Below are 18,357 nucleotides of genomic sequence, written 5' to 3' on the forward strand. Positions count from 1 at the left end.
GTTAACTATGGTATGAAAGAGGAAACCGGATTCAACGGTTTCCTTTATTTTATTAAATAGGATGGTACCAATGATGGAAGAAGATTTGATCTTGATTGTTGAAGATGAACGTGAAATTGCTGAGCTTGTCCAGGATTATCTGGAAGCTGAGGGATACCGAAGCATTTTGGCTTTTGACGGGCTAGAAGGGCTGGATCATTTTATTGAACATCGGCCTACGGTTGCTGTGCTTGATGTCATGCTTCCCAAAATGGATGGGATTGAATTGTGCCGGAGGATCAGGGGAGAGTCGAATATTCCGATTATTATTATGAGCGCAAAGAAAAGTGAGACAGATAAAATTATCGGCCTCTGGATTGGCGCGGATGATTATGTGACCAAACCGTTCAGCCCGGGTGAGTTGGTGGCCCGGATCAAAGCGCAGCTAAGAAGGTTTAAGCATCTCTCAGTTCAAAAGGAAGAAGAACATACCATCAAATTCCCTGGACTTGAGATCAACTTGAAAGAATACACGGTAGTGCGGGCGGAAGGAAGGCAGGTCGAGCTTTCGGCAAAAGAGTTCAAGCTGCTCGCGTTTTTGGCAGCAAACAGGGGCCAGGTCTTTTCTAAAGAACAGCTGCTTGAAAATGTTTGGGGTTATCAGCATATTGGCGATACGAATACGATCACCGTTTATGTGAGGAAGCTGAGGGAAAAGATCGAGCCAAATCCGTCAGAGCCAAGGTTTATTAAGACGGTTTGGGGAATTGGCTATAAATTTGACGGAGGCATTCAATGAGAATGGGACTGAAACCGCGATTGATCCTCGCTTTTATCAGTATCATTGTGCTGCCGATTATTGTATCGGTACTGTTTATGTTTTTGTTTGCGTCAGGGATGGAAGAGCAGGCAGGTAAAAGCGAAGATGAACTTGATATGCTGTTGTCAGAGGTCAAGAATACGATTGACCGGAACGCGGCAAACCTTTCAGAACCTGAACTTTTTTACGAAAGGGTAAGGCCGCTTCTGAAAAAATATGATATTGAGTTGGCTGTTTATTCATCAGAGGGGGAAAGCCTATTCGATTCTGCTGAGCATCAGATGAGGATAGATTCTTCGTTTTTTTTGAGCAGGCTTGGGAAGCTGAAGGTGGATGTGTCGACAAAGGAACGTGGAGAATTGTCGGTGGAAATCCAGGCGAAATCTTTTTCCGTAGCACCCTTTACCCAGTTCAAGGAAGTGATCTTAGCATTGGTTGGCGGGATAGCCACCGGGCTTGCAGTGCTGGCGGCACTTATTTACTGTGGACGTGGCATTTTTCAAGGACGGTTCTCCTTCCTTTGAAAGACATATATAAGGCGACCGAGGAAGTGATTGAAGGCAATTTGGATTATACGATCACGTATGGGAAACAGGATGAGATCGGCCGGTTTATCCATGGATTTGACTTGATGCGGGATCACTTGAAAAAGTCGATTGAGCACCAGCAGCAATACGAACGGGCACGCAAGCAATTGATCGCAAGTATCTCCCATGACCTCAGGACGCCGCTTGCCTCGATTAAAGGTTATGTAGAAGGCCTTGAAGATGGAATTGCGAAGACGGAAGACATGCAGAAAAAATACCTGAGAGTGATCAGGTCAAAAACGGACCAGCTGGACAGGCTGATCGAGGACTTGTTTGAGTTCTCGAAATTCGAGCTGGAACAGCTTTCGATCGATAAGGCTCTTGTGAACAGCCAGGATTTCTTCATGGATGTTTATCAAAATGCCAAGCTGGACCATCAGAACGAAGGCATTGACCTTGACCTGGCTGGTCAGCCACCGTCGGTAAGCCTGATGATTGATAGCGGCAGAATTAAGCAGGTGATGGCAAATTTGATTGACAATGCCGTGAAGTATGAAGGAAAGAAAATTGTCTTGAATGTAGAGAAAAAAGGCGGACAGCTTCTAGTAAGCATAAGGGATAATGGGCTGGGGATTAAGGAAGAAGACCGGCCCTTCATCTTCAATGCATTCTTCCGGGGCGAAAAATCACGGTCCAGAGAGTCTGGAGGAACCGGACTGGGCCTGGCTATTGTGAAATATATCATCGAAGCCCATGGAGGAGAGATTTCAGTCAAGAGCGAGCCGGAAAAAGGAAGCGAGTTTATTTTCACGCTGCCGTTGTATGTAAACCAGAGGGATGGTTTACATTAATTTGCATGTATGGCGGCGGAAGTGTGTATCTGGGAATTAACAGCATTCGGGAAAAAGAGCATCGGCAGTGGACAGAAGTTAATATCGGTTCCCTCGTTGGCTTGATCAGTGTCATCGGCTACAGCTGTTATCTTTATGCGTTACATAGAGGGAACAGCCAGTATCATCTTTCCGATTATCAGCTTGAATTGCCTGGTCGTCATACTTGCTCGCATCTGGCTTTTTAAGGAGAAAATCAAAATGTACCAGATTGTTGGATTTTTTTCAGCATTGCTTGGTATTATTTTTACGAAAGGCGGTTTTCGTAAAGATTGTTGTTAAAATCCGAAAGCCGATTTTAAAGTGATAAAGCCATTTTGTATAGGTCGGTACGAAGTTGGCAAGCTCTTTTCTCTAAATAAGCGTTCATTTTGTGCAGAAACTTAGGCAATCCCATCCTATTTTGTCGTCAATAGCAACAAAGTTTGAGAAAAGAGCCTTACGAAACTATGAGTTGAAAAGGCAGCCGACCACGGCTGCCTTTTTCTATGGGGAAACAGGCGAGGTTATGATAAATTATTTGCACAAACCATGAGATGAAATGAATCCGGAAAAGATTATGGATTTTATGAAAAAATCGAAACAACAGCAATTTCGATTTTTTTTATTATTGTTTCAATGGTGAGTTAGAGGAAGCGGAGGATGGCGAGAGAGTTAAAATATCAAATGTATATATTTTATTCTCTTGTGAAATTGCGCTTGTGCAGGGGGAGCGTGAATCGTATAGGAAGTATAAAGAAAAAGTCAGGAAACCTTTTCAACGCAGACTATTGGAATTGTACGAGAAGGAAAAGGTAGTCGCTGAATTGGAGAAGGTGATTCCAAATTTGAGAGGAGCTAAACTGCTTAGCGTGATCCTGAATAATAGAATTTTGAAAAGGTATGATGGCTAAATTATTCAGCAAAAGGGACAGTTTTTCACTTCTATGGAAGATAAGGACAGTCCCTTTTTTCGTTTTACGACAATGTCAACACTTCATACTGTGAGGCTAGGTGTATAAAATCCGCCATTCCGCTGATTTTGCCGGCTGCGAGTTTGTCGTTGAGTTCATAATAGTCTACACATGTTTTACAGGCCAGTACTTCTAAGCCCTTTTCTTCCAGTTCTTTTAATTGGAGAGACACAAAAGAGTTTTCTGTTAGAGTGAACACGCCTTTGTTCATGCAGAATACCGCGACAGGCAGTTCTTCCTGTTGCTTCAGAATTGTGAAAAAGGTTTCTAATAATCCTTCACCTAATCCTGGCTCACCTTTTCCGAGCTGGTCGGATGACAGCAAGATCACTTTGTTTTTCATTTTTTAGGCCTCCAGTGAAATTGTAATGAAGAAAATGATGAATCCTGGTTGGCATATGATGCATCTAGGCATTGGGTAACCTTATCGTACCATTCATGCAGAAGAATGGTCATCTATTGTTTTGGACAAAGAAGCAGTCCTCAAAAAAAGAAAAGGATCCTAAGTAGGTCAAACAAAGAAACAGAGGATCGTTCTGCTGTTTTAGTAGCCTGGACTACATGAAACAGTAGAACCGTCCCTTTGTTTTACTCGCAGCAGTTGAAAAACGTGTGACTCCTGGGACGAAAGACAATGGAGTAGGGGTTGAAAAACGAGAGGTTTCTCTAGGGGTAGACGGGAAAGGTGAATATAAAGATAGCGCCTTTCAGGATATGGGGATTTTTCAATCTGGTGGAAGAGAACTTTCTTTTGAAGAATATTTAAAACAACTGGATAGAGCCGATGAAATGTACGATTTTTTTAGGAAAAGCAACACTGATGTCGAGTCTATTGCAAAATTTACAGGAATGTCTGAATATAGGATACAAAGGATTAAAGAACATTTATTTATTAAAGAACACATTAAGGAACATGGAGTTGGACGTTTTGATTCAGACTATGAAATTGCAAAGGCATGGGATAGGCTTCAACAAGGAACTTTCAACAAGAATGATATTGATTTATTAAACCATGAACTTTTTGAATCAAAGTTTGAAGGGATTTTCAAGACAGATTATAGGACGGCTCATGACAAGACAGTTGAGTCTGGTCGTCCTTGGTATCCATTAGAGGAGGAGTAAAAATTGGCTTCATACGTTTTATTATTAAAAGAATACGAAGATAGTGAAAAGGTTGTATACAAATTTGGGCCCAATGAAAATATTATGGGGAAAATTGAATTAAATAAACTTACGAGGAAGTTTTCAGAACTAGAGGTTATACCGGATCAGAATATTCCATCTAAGTTCTACTTTGATCGAGCTGCGCAACGACTTGCAGTTTGTTTGATGAGGGAAGGCGGAGTTTTTCCAGATAGAACAGCTTTTGAGTCATAAGTAAATCGGACAAGGTGAAGCTAGAGTTTTATTTACTCTAGCTTTTTATATTGTAAAAGGTTAGAGGGAGGTTCTATAAAAAGAAGTATCTTATGAAAGAGCATTCCTGTTTGAAGGATTTTCGAGGACTTGAACAAAAAAGAGCCCTCTTAGTATGATACGGGGTGTCAAATCGTACACCGAATTAACCCCTAACTTAGGTCCAGGAGGACTCCAAGATAGACACGGGGACGGTTCTCGTGTCTCGCAAAAAGAGAAAATATGTAAATATCAGAGGCGGTAGAACCGTCCCACTGTCTCCTGAAGGACTCCTTGAACTTTCGATCAATCAAGGAAGCTAGTGCTTTAATGTGCCCGTAGTTTTGGACAAATGGGTTCATCATTTTGAACTTCCCATTGACGGACCATATTTTTCTGTCTTTCCCGCCGTATATCATGCCTTGATAGTTTTTCGTTTCAATTACAAAAATGCCGTATGGTGTCAGCACAACATGGTCAATCTGTGAATATCCTGACTTTGCTTTTGGGTTCTTTATCAGAAGATAACTCAAGTAGCGGCTTCTTTTGGCAGCTGATCTAGCTGTATATCAATCTTGTATTCTCCAATTTCACCTTTTCTTACGGCAACCTGTTTTGGAGCGGCAGTCATCGCTTTTACAGGGGGTGTCTCTGTCTTTTGCTTCTTCAAGAAATTAAGAATTAATAACATGATAATATCTCCTTGCTGTAAAGTATCCTCTCTTATACTTTCGTTCTAATACCTTCTTTATTTAACTTTTAATTTGATATAATGGAAAAAATAACTAATTTCTATCTTGAGGGTTAGGATGATTGAAGGGTGATTTCAATGGATCTGAAGCAAATACAAAAAACAATTGACCGGGCTATCAAAAATATTTGGGTAGGAAAAATTTCAAAAGACCATAAGTCGTTTTATCTATTGAAAGAAGATACATTAAAAAATGCTCTCTATTTCCATTTGCGATCTGAACTGGCTAGCTTATTAGAAAAGCACAATGTAAGGATTTATACGGAATATCATCATGGTGGATTTATTGCGGATCTGGCCATTGTGAAATTGAATGAAAAACCAGGAAACAATAATCATTTGAAAGAAGACATTGAAACTGTTCTAGCAATCATTGAGTTAAAGTATAAAGCCAACGGTCCAATGAAGTTTTTCGAAGATGATGTGCAAAAAATAAAAAACTATATAGATGCCACACCATTAGCAACTACTCAATACTATTTAGCTTTTATCCATGAGGCGGAGTACGAATACATTGAAGATGACTCATGGCTGACTCTAGAGCAACAAGTATGGGCAATAGACCGATTGACAGAGTTATCTGGGCAGTATATTGACGGTGTAATGACCTGGACGGTTGGATCCCATAAAAGTATGAATGAGAAGTATAGGTGGGAGTCGATTTCCCAAGGCGGAGCCCAGGGAAGCAGCAACTAGCAAAGAAGAGAAATGGAAGAATGAAGGGGTTTTTGAGAGAACAAAAGGCTCATTTAGCTACAGCCTTTGGCTCTATTAATAGACTGTTTAAGTGGGGGATAAATGTGCAAACCGTTAAGAAGTTTAAACCTGAGTATATTACTATTATTTTAATGGTGATAGTAAGTTTTGTTCTATTACTAACACTATTTACTGGACTAGCTTCACTAAAGGAATCGATTTCATATTCTTTAGTTATCATCTTACTTTGTTTTTTAACAATAGATATTAAAAAAAATTCATTTAAGGAACAATCATCAAATATAGCCTTTAGGTATGTCCTGATGATTTTCTTGTTTGCTTACTTAGCTCTATTTTAAGAATTCTTTTCAGGAAACGGGGGCTATCGTACGTTCCCAAAAGTGTGGGTTTGGTACAGATGTTTTATTCTTCTAGAGAATCTCTAGACATTCTAAAGAAGAAGCTTGATGGGAACCTTTTTAGGAACTTTTTAGCAACTTCGGGACCTATTGCAGTCAAGGCGTTGTTTAGCATGCAGGTCATTAATGACCCTAAGTATATCGGCCAGGAAGAGGGGGGCTGCTATTTTAAAATGCAAGAACAATTAAGAAAGAAATTGTATATAGGGAGAACTCTTTATGGATTTATTTAATGAAATCATACTTATAATTATTTTGACCATTCTATTTGCGACTTTGATCATAGGCCCAATTCTTGGGCTGTACCAATTATTTAGAGGGAAGTCCTTTATTCCTTCGTGGATTAAAGGAAGTATTAGGTCTGCAGTGATATTACTTATAATCGCAATACCGATGGTTATCCTTATATATTTTGATGGGACATATAGCCTTGCATACAATATTCTCACAGCTGCCTTCATGGCTGTTATTATTGGAGCCCTCGTGGCACCAATCGCAGCTTTGGTTTTTAAATGGACTGGTAAAACCTTTAAGTCATCCTATAAATATTCAAATATTTTTTTTATCAGTTTAGCAATGTTTATTTTTATTATAGTTGCAATAGTAACCTTTTATGAGGATAAAGCCTATGTTGATGAACTGGACAAGAAATATCAAGAAACCACATTTTTAACAGATGAACCAACTATGGATAAAATTTTACATACACACTTTGTTTCAGGTATTAAACGTCAAATGAGCGTTAGTGTAGTGATCAATAATTATAATGAAAAATCTTTTAAAGGGACTTTACTGGTGACTGCAACAAAGAATGGGGAGATATTAGGCACTAAGAAATTACCTCTCGATATAATGGCTGGACAAAAAGGTTATTCAGACTATGTTTACCTGGATGATTTAAATGCTAGAGATGGTAGATATAGGACTGAGGGGGCGGAATTTACATTTGAAATGAAAGGTGAGTTTTATTAGAGGCTTCTGGACAATGATCAAGGTGTAGGTTCCACAAATGATTTTAAAAAAGAGACATAGGGACGGTTCTCTTGTCCTATTAGGGAGTCGGAATAATCTTTGCTCTCTTTTGAAGGAGTTGGAATATGAAGGTTATTACATGGAATGCTTCTATGCGATTCAGAGATAAAATTGATTATATACTCCCATTTAATGCAGATATTTTAGTCATTCCCGAATGTGAAGCTCCAGAAAAATGGAGAGGGAAAAACCATCATAAGGATATTAATCAATTTCTCTGGTTTGGTGACAATTTGAATAAGGGCATTGGGATACTTAATTTAAATGATGCTTTTAATATAAAGTTGCATCCATCCTATAATAAAAATTTTCGCTATATTATTCCTTTAATAGTTACTGGAAGACAAAGTTTCCTGCTGTTTGCAGTTTGGTCGCAACTTACAAAGAGCAGGTTTAATAGCTATGTAGGGCAAATATTTCTGGCTTTAAAGTATTATGAAGCCTTACTTAAAGAGCCGTGTATTATTGCAGGTGATTGGAACAGTAATAAAATATTTGATCATATTAAACGTGTAGGAACCCACTCTGATGTAGTTGATTTTCTGGGGAAAATAAATATTAGAAGTACATATCATCATTTGTATAAAGAGGAACAAGGTCTTGAATTACAACCAACGCATTATTTTAGGAAGAGTAAATCCAGCCCATTTCACATTGACTTTATTTTTGCGTCAGAAATACTTCTTAAGCAGATGACAAATTTTGAAATTGGAACATATGAAGAATGGATTAGTTTTAGTGATCATATGCCGATATTTATGGATCTTAATTCTGAATTGGGTGATTGACCAAGTTTCTATTTTCTTTCAAGTTTTTATTCACGTGATGAACCTCTGGAACTAAGACAGAAAGGAGCTTGCGATGAAGAAGGTAAAAGCCCGGTCAGGACATACAACTCAAGAAGAGATGCAAAAAAACTTCAGATTTGTAACTACTGCATTTTTCATAATCAGTCTGTTTATTTCAGTGATGAATATACAATCAATCTCGACGGTGCCAAGTTGGTTGAATATAAGTTTCATCATTCTACTAATCTGTTCGATTGTGCTCTTCGTCTATGGATTATCACTTTCTAAAAAGGGCTTATCCTGGGTTAATGGAGGTCTCCAATTCTTCTTTTTCCTGCTTGTCATAAGCTTTCAGCTCCTCCTGACTTCAACCGGAATGTATAACTTGGGAGTCAGGGAGGGACAAATTATTGAGGAAGTAAATTACTCTCAGTTAACCCTAGTCGTATATTTTGGTAGTGCTGTCATTAATGTTGTTTTGTCTCTATTTATCTCTTCCCCAAAACTACGGAGAATGAATAGTTACAAGGGGTATGTGGCAGGAACCATTATAGCAGTGGTTATTATTGCATTAATATTTATAACACTCAATGTGATAAGATATAAAATCTTCACCCAGCCAGATACATTAAAGGAATCTTATCAGTTTTTTATAGGTGCTGTCCTGGTACTTTTTCCGGCTACAGTATTGGGAATTAGTATAATCCGTGTAAAGTAGCGGAAGGGAAGAGGAACAGTTATCTTGTCCTATTGGAAGTCGAAATAAAGCTTAAGGTAACATACATAACCTAAGGGAAGCTAAATAATGCTTCCCTTTAAATTTGATTAGTTACATGCAGGTGGAATTTTTATTGTAATATTTTTCGGGACACAAGAACCGTCCCAGTGTCCCCGTCCCCGTGTCCCGGTGAAATCGGAAGCTGGGGAATTTATTGATGCAGTGAGTCTAGGGAAATGGTCGTTTGATCGGCTTTCTGGGACGTTGGCTGAACTTCATGTGAATCCGATTGAACGTGGAGTTGAGGATGTTACTATTTTTAAAGCGGTATGGGGCGGCTTATTTTGATTTTGCTGTGGCGAAGGGTGTCTTCGAAAAGGCGAAAGAACTGAATCTAGGTGAGAAGATTTTTTTGTAGGATGGATAAGGCAAAACCCAGGTATAGGCGAAGGTTTTAAAAAAGGATAGATTGAGCAATTTTTTGCGGCTCATCTATCCTTTTTTTTTGTGCCAAAATAAGCCGTGATTTTCTCTTGAACTACAACTTTCTCCATTCAACTCAAACTCACACATTATTAAGAGGAAGTCATCCTACTAAGGTCCCTTGCAATTATTCCTAAATCTTGTTATTCTTAGGTAGAATTATTTTTGTTCGGTGTAAAGTTCGACTCTTCGTTCTAATGATCACTTTGGGCAAGGATAGTAATACAATGTGCTCTAGCACTAGGAGGCAACAAACATGGAACAAGGTACAGTTAAATGGTTTAACGCAGAAAAAGGTTTCGGATTCATCGAGCGCGAAGGTGGAGAAGATGTATTCGTTCATTTCTCTGCAATCCAATCTGAAGGCTTCAAATCATTAGACGAAGGTCAAAAAGTTACTTTCGACGTTGAGCAAGGTGCACGTGGACCTCAAGCTGCTAACGTTCAAAAAGCTTAATTTTGATATAGCATACCGAAACAGACTCCAAAAGGGTCTGTTTTTTTATTTTCAAAAATAACAGCAATAAAAAAACCCCTACTCAACGAACGAGTAGGGGCATGGTACCGGTAAAGTAAAAAATTTAAAGCAAAAGGTTATTTACATTATAACACAACAATCTCATAATCAAATGATTAGCAGAAATTTAGCAAGTGCATGATAATGACAACATAGAAGGCACACAAATGGAGGAATGGATGATGAAATTTCCAAACGACGCGGATGGAGAAGCATTGCGCAGTTTATTTAATGAGGGTGTCAGTTTTAAAAAGCCGCAGCCAGTCGAATTTTTTATAGCTGTGCCGGATAAGGCAACTGGCGAGAAGCTTCTGCCAGTATTGAAGGAAGAAGGCTTTCATGGCTTACTCGATCAGGATGATGAGACAGATGAGTGGGCTTGCAGCTGCTCGAAAAGGATGCTCCTTAACCATAGTGAATTAAAAAAAGTGCAGGAAAAGCTGGATAAAATAAGCAAGCCTTACGGCGGCCATTCTGATGGCTGGGGCGTATTTATAGAATAAAATGCAGGTGATGACATGCTTCATACTTTTTTAGGTGAAACAATCCGGTATGATGTGATTTTTAAAAATCGGAAAACAATCGGCATTTATATGGATTTGTACGGCCATTTCGAAGTCCACGCTCCTAAGGGGACCGCAGATGCAAGTGTGCTCCAAATCCTAGAAGGCCAATGGGACTTGATCCTGCAAAGGGCGAAGGAAATGAAAGAGCGGGCCTCAGCCGGTAGGGAAAAAGAGTACGGACCAGGCGGACAATTTCTATATTTGGGCAGGCTCTATCACATTCTGATTTCTCAGGATGCAGATATCGAAAAAGACAATGCCGTGTTCGAGGAAGACAAGCTCCATGTATACGTGAATGAGCAAAATGAAGAGAGCATCAAACAGGCTTTGAAGCGATTTTATTATCAGCAGTGCAAGGCATTCGTCGAAAAACGGGTTAAATTTTATCAAAGCAATTTCAAAATAAAGCCGCGCTCGATTCGAATCACGGACAGTAAGACGAACTGGGGAACGTGTGATTCCATGAGGAATTTGACATTCAATTGGAAGCTTTCCATGGCACCAATAGAAGTGATTGATTATGTTGTCGTCCATGAAATGTGCCATATGGTCCATATGAATCACGACCGTTCATTTTGGCGGCTTGTCGGAAAAATCATGCCTGAATATGAACGGTATGAGCGCTGGCTGGCTGTGTCGGGATGGAGGATGGAGGTTTAGTGTAGCGGGGGTGACAGATCCTCTCAGCGGAGCAAAAAACTTCAAAAATATTATCCATATACTAAAAAGGGATAGATGAGCATTTTTTTCTTGAAATTGGATAGCGTATCGCTGCTTATGATTGGAGTCTAAGCCGATCCCACGATTTGCTTTGACCGACGGCTATCTGGCTTTGGCGCTGATCTGCGCCTTGTTTATCAGAAAAACACAGGGTACGTCCCCATTTCCGTTCAGCAGAACGCAGAGGATTCTTCGGTTCTATTCCACAAATGGGTGTGACGATCGGAACGGTGATGGGTACACAATGAGCATATCAACGTCCCTGTGCTCCTTCGTTTGTGAACATTTTATGAACATAATCCAAAAGATAGTAACAAAAATCACATTGCGTGATTTGATTCACTTGGTTGGTAAATTCTCCTCGTTATAATAACCTTCGAGACCATTACATTAAGGGGGAGAGGCAATGAAAAAGTTTGGATTAATGCTATTAACTGGAGCTTTAACAATAAGTTTAGCCGCTTGCGGGGGGACTGAGGAAAAAGCAAATACATCGGCCGGGAATGAAGAAAACGCCGCAGCATCAGCAAATCAGTCAGTAGAGGAGTTTACAATCACAGCTACTAATTGGGAATTCACTTCTGATAGGGAGTTAACGATTCAAAAAGGAAAGAAAGTGAAGCTGAACTTGGTTAATAAAGAAGGGTTGCATACCATCGGAAATGATGAATTAGGTTTGGACCTTAAAGCTGATGCTCCTTCTGAATTCACAGCAGAGAAAACTGGCGAATACAAGTTAATTTGTTCCACAGTTTGCGGTGCTGCAGAAGATCATGAAGAGATGGTCATTAAACTAAACATTGTTGATTAGTAAGATCCTTAGGGACGGTTCTCTTGTCCCATTCGGGAGTCGAAATAATAGCTGAATAGTGCTTAAATAGCATAAGGGAAGCTAAATAATGCTTCCCTTTAATTTTGGTTAGCGACATGCAGGTGATTTTTAAGGATTTAATAATCAAGAAACAGGGATTTTCGGGACATAAGAACCGTCCCCATGTCTCCACTGAAAAAGTGCCCTATTTTTTAAAAGGAAATCTCCATTTCTAGGCTGCTTCCAGAAAATGAAGATTTTCATTTGGTATTCCGAAATAAATGATAATAAAAGGCGTAGAAGCAGACTTATTAGAGGATAGTATATTCAAAATCCTCTTTAAGTTTACCGCCAAAGCGGTCATTTCTCTTATAACCCCATGCTTTTGAGACCGCACCCTCTGGCACGTTCTAACCCGTGGAAAGTTTTTCAAGTCCCCGTTCTCCCATTTCTGACAAGATCAAAATGTTCTTCGAAAGATGGTTATGAAGGATCTCCTTTGCAGAGATTCTTTTTATTTTCACAGATTCAATGTTTAACGTGTCTGCTAGATATAATGAGTGGTTTACTCGTGATTATTCAAGAAGCAGTACTAATGACTTAAGTGGGAAATATTCCTATAAAACTATAAAAGGCTAAGTCTTTTCGTAATAGGAAGTATGTAAAGTAGGAAAAAGAAATTGAAGGGACAAAAGAGCAATAAGCAAGTTCGGTTTATTTAATTATTTTACTTATGGTAGAAATGTACCATATGCAGAAAGTGGAAAAGGGAGGGGGAAAAGTTTTAAAGGTTTACGCGATATTTAATCTTTTGTAAGGGGCAGGGAGGAAGCAGGTAAATGAATGTAATGAAAAAAGTACTTTTACTCACGCTGACAACTATATTGTTATTCAGCATGAATGTGGAAGGCCTAACTGTAAAAGCAACAACTGATGTGCCTAGAGAAAGCGGGGAGCAGCTTATACAAGAACCTAGTTCGAAGCTACTAGAAAGCATAGAGAAAATTAGTGAAGTTACAAATGCTAAAGACAAATCCTTTTGGACAAGACGTGCTATGCAGGTCATCGGGACAAAAAAAGTAAGTGTCAAGGAAGAGCATCTTTCCTATGGAACTGCTAAAGTTTATAAACTCGACAATAGTCCTTATGTTGCTGTTGGAATACCGATTGTAAGTAGTAATCATCACGAGGTCAGCAATGTGTCCATTTATTTTAATGAAAAAACTAAAAAGCTGCAAACCTATACAGAAATGGAATTTAAGAGATCAGATCAAGATACTTTCCATATCCTGTTGAATGTTAACGGAAAAGAACAGATTAACGAGCTTACAGAGGATCCATTCATGACTGAAAAAGAAGTTCGGGAAAATTCAGCTGGACAAATAGGCGCTCTAGGTGTGGATTGGAATAAAGTCGGTGATTGTCTCGGTATTTCGGGAATGGCAGCAAGATGGTTATCGTACATTTGTGGAGCAACGTGTGTAATCACCTTGGGGACTGCATGTGTTGTCTGTGTCACGGCTGCGATTGGTGTAACAGGTGGTACCGCATTGGCTTGTCTAGGTCAATATTGGGATTAATATCAGAAGGGGTTGGAAAATAGTGTGGCTTAAGAAAAGTTTTCTAGTTTCATTAGTGGTGTTACTATTTGTTTCTATGTCAACACCTCAAAGTCAAGTGAATGCTGAGGTAACATCAGATGATCCTCTTGCGCAATTGGAGGATTCTGTGAAATTTCAATTAGAAAAACTTGTTGAGGTTACGGATAAGAAGGAAAAGAGTAGATGGGTTAAAAGAGCAGAGAAACAAATTCAAAAAGGCCAAGTTAAGATCTATTCTACTGAATTAGATTTTGAGAATGCTAAAGTATTTACTTATAAGGAAAATGACTTTCATTCTGTAACGATTCCTGTATCTAGCGAAAAGCATCATGAAATAAGCAATGTAGCTCTCCATTTCCTGAAGCCAGGAAAGGTTGAATCTTATTCAGAGATATTAATCCAGAAATCTGAGATTGATACTTTCCAAACAATTGCATATATTAATGGTGAGGTAACTTTCAACGAAGTGACTGATGAAATGTTTTATACAGCTGCAGAGTACTTTGACAGCCAGGATGGGGCTATTTCCACTATGGGCTTTAGTTTTAGTGGCTTCGTCAAATGTTTAGGTCTCCCTTCTATTGTCGGCTGGCAATTAGGTAATATTTGCGCGATCGCTTGTCTCACTGGAGTCCTCTGCCTGCCATGTCTCGCTGTAGCTCTTGGAATGAGTACTGGTGCTATTGCAACTTGTTTCTATCTTAACTGGTAAAATTAAAACAAGAAAGGAGAAATCACCATATGGAAACATTATTAATCATCATTTATGCAATTTCTATTAGTCTTATATTATTTTTGTTAATTAGGAACAGGAACAAAAATAAAATCAGAATGAATATTGTTGTATTGGTTCTCCTTTCGAGTTCTACATTGGCAGTTGTGTCTGTTGTTGATTCGAAATACTCCGTAGTTTTATATTCCATGCACATCGCTCTGTTGGCTAGTGCACTAATTATCGCTGTTAAGGCAAAAAGAACTTCATAAAAAATAAGGCTGAACCATCTTGGTTCAGCCTTATTTTATGTGTTTTTTTTAATGTTCAAAAGGCAAGTCATACAATGGATCCAAGACGATGATATCAAAATTAATCCCGTTTAAAGTAATAAGGCCTATAAGAGTAAGTCCTACAATAATCTTTGATAAGTTTTTCATTTTCATCCCTCCTAATTGAAATATAGCATAATATTAAGAAGCTAAGATGATGCAACATAGTAAGATGTAATCGATAAAATTCAATATTTTGTAAAAATACGACGTTATATATAGTTCTTTATTCATTTAAGAATATTTTATTGTAGAAGATATTTTTTTCTAGATAATAGAAAAGACACCTTTCTTCTGGATGAAAGGTGTAATATGATTATTGGTAAAGTAATATATTTCCAAATATAAAAAAGAAGTAAAATGTTAAAGAAACTCCGAGGTGATGGGAAGGGGTCAAGATTATGAGTGAATTCAATTTCAAAAACCTTGGTGATACAATCCATACAATTAGAGTAAAGCTAAATGTAACCCAAAAAGAACTAGCAAAAGGAATTTGTAGTCAATCACAAATCAGCAAAATAGAAAAAGGAGAAATAAGCCCTTATATAGCGCCAATGAATCTAATTACTTGCTAGGAGAATTGTTGTATCAGAAGGGGTTAATCCTTTTAGAGGAAAAAGCTATCCCTGAAGGCAAGGAACTAATGGATAAAGCGTGTATGCTTTTTACCATGAATGGTAAAGAGCATTATGTCAAAACAGCTCGCGAGAAAGTCCAACAATATACTTAGTGCTCTATTGCGACAAGGTGACGGTTCCGACGTCTCGTCAATTATTAAGATTTAACCACATACTCGCTTGCGCAGTCTGAAATGAGCTTTGTTTCACTTCTTTTTTATCTTGTACGACATGGATCAATGCAGAAACTTCTGCTTTAATTGCTCCTCGTGTTGATTTAAACTAAGTTCAATAACTAAGTTGATAGAAATGAAGTGATAAAATGAAACTTAAAATACAAATTCCCTTTTTCATATTCGGACTTATCCTTTTTAGTTATGGTATAGCGGTGGCAATCAAGGTTAAGTACTTAGGGGTCCACCCGTGGGATGTTTTGAATATTGCCCTTTTTGATAAGTTTGGTTTAACAATCGGAACATGGAACGTGATTTTTGGGATCATGTTAGTTCTTGTAACGCTTTTGATTGATCGTTCTTATGTTAACATTGGTACCTTTATTAATGCACTGATGGTTGGCACGATGGTTGACTTTTTTCTCTGGCTGGATGTTTTGCCCAAGGCTTCCACGCTCATGTTTGATGTTTTGGTATTGCTGCTTGGTATTGTGATCATGGGTATTGGAGGAGGAATGTATAATGCTGCTCGAATCGGATCAGGGCCAAGAGACGGATTTATGCTTGCGATTTCAGTCAAGCTCGGGTATTCAATCAGCAGAGTGCGAATGATTGTGGAGAGTATGGTGCTGGTGGTTGCCCTATTACTGGGCGGGCCGGTCTTTATTTTCACCTTTATTTATACATTTATCCAGAGTCCAATTTTCCAGGCTGCTTACAAGGTGTGTACAACATGGATTGAAAAGTTATCTAGGTCAATAAACAAAAATGTGATTTCTATGTAATAAAACAGAGAGGCCGTTAAAATTATACTCCACAGCAGGAGAAGCAATAGGGAGCTTTAGCAATCACAATTACATATCAACAGAAAAGCAATGGAGAATAAGTTTTCCGTTGCTTTTTTTATTTATCTTTCAGAAAGTTTAGCGTGGTGCATTCATTTTCATATTAAACTAATTAAAAATAATTCTTAAAAATAACTCTAATAAGTGAAATAAATGTTGTACGGATTCGACTAATTTATAAGCATAAAAAATTGATGGGAAAATGGAGTTGACCAGCTGATGATTAGCAACAGAATTTCAGAGTGGTTTTACTTGTACAACAAAGATATATACCATTTTTTAGTTTATTATATCGGGTCAAATGATGTGGAAGATCTTGTGCAGGAAGTTTTTATCCGGGCAATTAAGGGCTTTGATACGTATCAGGAAAAATCAAGTCCTAAGACCTGGCTTTTTTCGATTGCGCGCCATGTGGGGATAGATGAAATTAGAAAAAGGAAGCGTCTTAGTGTGAAGCAAATGATCAGGTTCTGGGATGACCAAACAGATAAGGCAACGCCTGAGGAAATCCTCCAGCTTAATGAAAATAACAGATTGCTTTATCAGGCAGTCCAATCGCTTAAAGCAAATTATCGGGACGTCATCATCCTTAGAGGGATTAAAGAACTTTCTGTATCTGAAACAGCATCCATTTTAAATTGGACTGAAAATAAGGTGCGTATTACCTACCATCGTGCGTTAAAGATCCTGCAAAAAAGCGAAGGAGGATTTTCACTATGAAAGACCATGAGAAATTTTATGATTTAGAGAGAAAAATCAAATCATTACCAGAACCTGATTATGATAAAAAGTTCAGTAAAGCTACACAAGATATGATCCATGAAAACCTGCTGCAATTTGCAAGGTCAAATGATAAGAAGAAAAAAAGGAGAGCTGCGATCATGAAAAGGTTTTTTGCTGGTTTAGCGAGTGTTGCTGCTATATTGTTATTCGCCATTCTTATTCTTCCGTTTAATGAGGAACGTCCATCAAGTCCTGAATCAAATGAACAAGGGCAACAAAGCGAGGAGCATCCTCCAATAGATGAAAACAAAGTGGACGATAATAAAAATCCTCTGGATCAGAACGAACCTGGTGATAAAGTAACAGATACTATTCTTTATGAAAATACCGAATATGGATTCAACTTTGAGCTTCCAAAAAGTTGGGAGGGTTACAAGATTGTCTCTGATTCCTGGGAAGGTATTTCTGCTGATCAACAAATAATTGAAAGCGGCCCAACCCTTTCAATTAGACATCCTAAACGGACGGAGGAAAAACCGAAACAAGATATTCCGATCATGATTTTTACACTTAATCAGTGGTCCTTACTTGAAAAGGGAGAATTTCATATTGGGGCAGCACCTGTTCGCCCATCCATCCTGGGACAAAATAATAAGTATGTTTTTGTACTTCCAGCTAGATATAACTATGCATTTCCTGAGGGGTATGAAGAAGTAGAAAACATTTTAGAAAACAATCCACTTCAACCGCAAAATGCAGAATAAAAGACATTCAAAAATATAAATGATAACCAGAACAACTAAAATTGGGCGTAACAGAGGAAAAAGGCTAGGGATGGTCATATATTTCTTTTACGAAGAAACTTTTCAGAAAACAATAGGCATTTTGCTACTTCTGTAGGATTGTTTTGAATCCAGTATTTGGTATTATTTTAGGCGTATGAAAGGGAATGTGAGGAGATTACTGGGAGCAGGAGCTGGAATGAAGGTATAGGTGTAGAACCTATGTGCAGGCGAAATGCTTTGGCGGCAAAATTGTAAGTGCTAAAGCCGAAATCCGATTTCTAGAAAAAACGTTTTGTTTTCATTTCACTATATAAAAGGTAGTAGTACAAACCTGCACTTTTGTCTGCAAATAGGTATGTTAAGAGTTGTTTAAGATTTTAAACTTCCTAGGATTCTTTTTCCGCCTTTATATAAAATGAAGATGGAAGATCAATTAGTAAAAAGAGATAGTAAAAGAGAAAAATAAGCGGCCAAATACCACATATAACCATTTTTGTGATAAAA

At 38.3% G+C, this 18,357-nt stretch carries 22 protein-coding genes and 2 pseudogenes; 20 read left to right on the forward strand and 4 right to left on the reverse strand.

Going from position 1 to position 18,357, the window contains the following annotated elements; all coding sequences use genetic code 11:
* The first annotated feature begins 70 nt into the window (after positions 1-70).
* From B5X77_RS02665 to B5X77_RS22955, 4 genes are read left to right on the forward strand one after another with little or no spacing between them, the layout of a single operon-like run.
* On the forward strand, positions 71-778 hold the full coding sequence (locus B5X77_RS02665) for a response regulator transcription factor (RefSeq protein WP_306807280.1): 708 nt from the start codon (positions 71-73) through the stop codon (positions 776-778).
* On the forward strand, positions 775-1,323 hold the full coding sequence (locus B5X77_RS02670) for a hypothetical protein (RefSeq protein ID WP_079504837.1): 549 nt from the start codon (positions 775-777) through the stop codon (positions 1,321-1,323). The genes B5X77_RS02665 and B5X77_RS02670 overlap by 4 nt, the downstream gene beginning before the upstream one ends.
* Positions 1,320-2,177: a sensor histidine kinase gene (locus tag B5X77_RS02675; RefSeq protein ID WP_079504839.1), complete on the forward strand. Its 858-nt coding sequence runs from the start codon at positions 1,320-1,322 to the stop codon at positions 2,175-2,177. The genes B5X77_RS02670 and B5X77_RS02675 overlap by 4 nt, the downstream gene beginning before the upstream one ends.
* Positions 2,178-2,200: 23 nt before the next feature.
* Positions 2,201-2,404, forward strand: a complete 204-nt coding sequence (locus tag B5X77_RS22955; protein ID WP_139378286.1) for a hypothetical protein — start codon at positions 2,201-2,203, stop codon at positions 2,402-2,404.
* A 769-nt stretch (positions 2,405-3,173) separates the two neighbouring features.
* On the opposite strand, the gene B5X77_RS02685 is transcribed toward B5X77_RS22955, so the two are convergent.
* Positions 3,174-3,512: a DsrE family protein gene (locus B5X77_RS02685; RefSeq protein ID WP_079504841.1), complete on the reverse strand. Its 339-nt coding sequence runs from the start codon at positions 3,510-3,512 to the stop codon at positions 3,174-3,176.
* A 269-nt stretch (positions 3,513-3,781) separates the two neighbouring features.
* Here B5X77_RS02685 and B5X77_RS02690 point away from each other — a divergent pair, with 269 nt between their 5' ends.
* Positions 3,782-4,291 (forward strand): hypothetical protein, encoded by a 510-nt coding sequence (locus B5X77_RS02690; RefSeq protein WP_257391698.1) that lies wholly within the window; start codon positions 3,782-3,784, stop codon positions 4,289-4,291.
* Positions 4,292-4,294: 3 nt separating this feature from the next.
* Positions 4,295-4,546 carry a hypothetical protein gene (locus B5X77_RS02695; protein WP_079504843.1) on the forward strand — a complete coding sequence of 84 codons (252 nt, stop codon included), beginning with the start codon at positions 4,295-4,297 and terminating at the stop codon, positions 4,544-4,546.
* 191 nt (positions 4,547-4,737) lie between these two features.
* On the opposite strand, the gene B5X77_RS23600 is transcribed toward B5X77_RS02695, so the two are convergent.
* Positions 4,738-5,097 (reverse strand): nuclease-related domain-containing protein, encoded by a 360-nt coding sequence (locus tag B5X77_RS23600; RefSeq protein ID WP_306807281.1) that lies wholly within the window; start codon positions 5,095-5,097, stop codon positions 4,738-4,740.
* Positions 5,094-5,255, reverse strand: coding sequence for a hypothetical protein (locus B5X77_RS23905; protein WP_306807282.1), 162 nt, complete (start codon positions 5,253-5,255; stop codon positions 5,094-5,096). Before B5X77_RS23905 ends, B5X77_RS23600 begins: the two co-directional genes overlap by 4 nt.
* 138 nt (positions 5,256-5,393) lie before the next feature.
* Between B5X77_RS23905 and B5X77_RS02705 the strand changes: the two genes are divergently transcribed.
* The 8 genes from B5X77_RS02705 (at position 5,394) to B5X77_RS02750 (ending at position 12,065) form a co-directional block, all read left to right on the forward strand.
* Positions 5,394-6,011: a hypothetical protein gene (locus B5X77_RS02705; protein ID WP_139378287.1), complete on the forward strand. Its 618-nt coding sequence runs from the start codon at positions 5,394-5,396 to the stop codon at positions 6,009-6,011.
* A gap of 638 nt (positions 6,012-6,649) precedes the next feature.
* Entirely contained in the window at positions 6,650-7,402 is a 753-nt protein-coding gene (locus tag B5X77_RS02720) for a hypothetical protein (protein ID WP_079504851.1), read from the forward strand.
* A gap of 125 nt (positions 7,403-7,527) precedes the next feature.
* Positions 7,528-8,250 carry an endonuclease/exonuclease/phosphatase family protein gene (locus tag B5X77_RS02725; protein WP_079504853.1) on the forward strand — a complete coding sequence of 241 codons (723 nt, stop codon included), beginning with the start codon at positions 7,528-7,530 and terminating at the stop codon, positions 8,248-8,250.
* Between the two features lie 73 nt (positions 8,251-8,323).
* On the forward strand, positions 8,324-8,968 hold the full coding sequence (locus tag B5X77_RS02730) for a hypothetical protein (RefSeq protein ID WP_079504855.1): 645 nt from the start codon (positions 8,324-8,326) through the stop codon (positions 8,966-8,968).
* 739 nt (positions 8,969-9,707) lie between these two features.
* Positions 9,708-9,908, forward strand: a complete 201-nt coding sequence (locus B5X77_RS02735; RefSeq protein ID WP_026694123.1) for a cold-shock protein — start codon at positions 9,708-9,710, stop codon at positions 9,906-9,908.
* A 239-nt stretch (positions 9,909-10,147) separates the two neighbouring features.
* Positions 10,148-10,471: a ribonuclease E inhibitor RraB gene (locus tag B5X77_RS02740; RefSeq protein WP_257391699.1), complete on the forward strand. Its 324-nt coding sequence runs from the start codon at positions 10,148-10,150 to the stop codon at positions 10,469-10,471.
* A gap of 15 nt (positions 10,472-10,486) precedes the next feature.
* On the forward strand, positions 10,487-11,194 hold the full coding sequence (locus tag B5X77_RS02745) for a M48 family metallopeptidase (RefSeq protein ID WP_079504859.1): 708 nt from the start codon (positions 10,487-10,489) through the stop codon (positions 11,192-11,194).
* A gap of 466 nt (positions 11,195-11,660) precedes the next feature.
* Positions 11,661-12,065 (forward strand): cupredoxin domain-containing protein, encoded by a 405-nt coding sequence (locus B5X77_RS02750; RefSeq protein ID WP_079504861.1) that lies wholly within the window; start codon positions 11,661-11,663, stop codon positions 12,063-12,065.
* A gap of 304 nt (positions 12,066-12,369) precedes the next feature.
* Here the strand turns inward: B5X77_RS02750 and B5X77_RS23955 are convergent.
* Positions 12,370-12,525 (reverse strand): annotated as a pseudogene (locus B5X77_RS23955) (IS5/IS1182 family transposase); the annotation flags it as partial.
* Between the two features lie 379 nt (positions 12,526-12,904).
* On the opposite strand from B5X77_RS23955, the gene B5X77_RS02755 reads away from it, so the two are divergent.
* The 6 genes and pseudogenes from B5X77_RS02755 (at position 12,905) to B5X77_RS02785 (ending at position 17,832) form a co-directional block, all read left to right on the forward strand.
* Positions 12,905-13,645, forward strand: coding sequence for a hypothetical protein (locus B5X77_RS02755; protein WP_079504863.1), 741 nt, complete (start codon positions 12,905-12,907; stop codon positions 13,643-13,645).
* A gap of 22 nt (positions 13,646-13,667) precedes the next feature.
* Positions 13,668-14,378, forward strand: a complete 711-nt coding sequence (locus B5X77_RS02760) for a hypothetical protein (protein WP_079504865.1) — start codon at positions 13,668-13,670, stop codon at positions 14,376-14,378.
* 733 nt (positions 14,379-15,111) lie between these two features.
* Positions 15,112-15,252: pseudogene (locus B5X77_RS02770) on the forward strand (helix-turn-helix domain-containing protein); the annotation flags it as partial.
* 397 nt (positions 15,253-15,649) lie between these two features.
* Complete coding sequence (locus tag B5X77_RS02775; RefSeq protein WP_079504871.1) at positions 15,650-16,285, forward strand: YczE/YyaS/YitT family protein; 636 nt, start codon at positions 15,650-15,652, stop codon at positions 16,283-16,285.
* Between the two features lie 279 nt (positions 16,286-16,564).
* A complete protein-coding gene (locus tag B5X77_RS02780; RefSeq protein WP_079504873.1) occupies positions 16,565-17,065 on the forward strand; it encodes an RNA polymerase sigma factor in 501 nt (166 codons plus the stop codon).
* Positions 17,062-17,832, forward strand: a complete 771-nt coding sequence (locus B5X77_RS02785; protein ID WP_079504875.1) for a hypothetical protein — start codon at positions 17,062-17,064, stop codon at positions 17,830-17,832. The genes B5X77_RS02780 and B5X77_RS02785 overlap by 4 nt, the downstream gene beginning before the upstream one ends.
* The last annotated feature ends 525 nt before the right edge of the window (positions 17,833-18,357 follow it).

The sequence above is a fragment of the Mesobacillus jeotgali genome, assembly GCF_900166585.1.
GTDB classification, from domain to species: domain Bacteria; phylum Bacillota; class Bacilli; order Bacillales; family Cytobacillaceae; genus Mesobacillus; species Mesobacillus jeotgali_A.

Bases quoted from the DNA above. Each gene is read 5' to 3' on its own strand.
- B5X77_RS02780 (WP_079504873.1), top strand. From the start codon at position 16,565: ATGATTAGCAACAGAATTTCAGAGTGGTTTTACTTGTACAACAAAGAT.
- B5X77_RS02725 (WP_079504853.1), top strand. From the start codon at position 7,528: ATGAAGGTTATTACATGGAATGCTTCTATGCGATTCAGAGATAAAATT.
- B5X77_RS02665 (WP_306807280.1), top strand. From the start codon at position 71: ATGATGGAAGAAGATTTGATCTTGATTGTTGAAGATGAACGTGAAATT.
- B5X77_RS23905 (WP_306807282.1), bottom strand. From the start codon at position 5,255: ATGTTATTAATTCTTAATTTCTTGAAGAAGCAAAAGACAGAGACACCC.
- B5X77_RS02670 (WP_079504837.1), top strand. From the start codon at position 775: ATGAGAATGGGACTGAAACCGCGATTGATCCTCGCTTTTATCAGTATC.
- B5X77_RS02705 (WP_139378287.1), top strand. From the start codon at position 5,394: ATGGATCTGAAGCAAATACAAAAAACAATTGACCGGGCTATCAAAAAT.
- B5X77_RS02745 (WP_079504859.1), top strand. From the start codon at position 10,487: ATGCTTCATACTTTTTTAGGTGAAACAATCCGGTATGATGTGATTTTT.
- B5X77_RS02750 (WP_079504861.1), top strand. From the start codon at position 11,661: ATGAAAAAGTTTGGATTAATGCTATTAACTGGAGCTTTAACAATAAGT.
- B5X77_RS02720 (WP_079504851.1), top strand. From the start codon at position 6,650: ATGGATTTATTTAATGAAATCATACTTATAATTATTTTGACCATTCTA.
- B5X77_RS02730 (WP_079504855.1), top strand. From the start codon at position 8,324: ATGAAGAAGGTAAAAGCCCGGTCAGGACATACAACTCAAGAAGAGATG.
- B5X77_RS02775 (WP_079504871.1), top strand. From the start codon at position 15,650: ATGAAACTTAAAATACAAATTCCCTTTTTCATATTCGGACTTATCCTT.
- B5X77_RS02755 (WP_079504863.1), top strand. From the start codon at position 12,905: ATGAATGTAATGAAAAAAGTACTTTTACTCACGCTGACAACTATATTG.
- B5X77_RS02735 (WP_026694123.1), top strand. From the start codon at position 9,708: ATGGAACAAGGTACAGTTAAATGGTTTAACGCAGAAAAAGGTTTCGGA.
- B5X77_RS02785 (WP_079504875.1), top strand. From the start codon at position 17,062: ATGAAAGACCATGAGAAATTTTATGATTTAGAGAGAAAAATCAAATCA.
- B5X77_RS02685 (WP_079504841.1), bottom strand. From the start codon at position 3,512: ATGAAAAACAAAGTGATCTTGCTGTCATCCGACCAGCTCGGAAAAGGT.
- B5X77_RS02740 (WP_257391699.1), top strand. From the start codon at position 10,148: ATGATGAAATTTCCAAACGACGCGGATGGAGAAGCATTGCGCAGTTTA.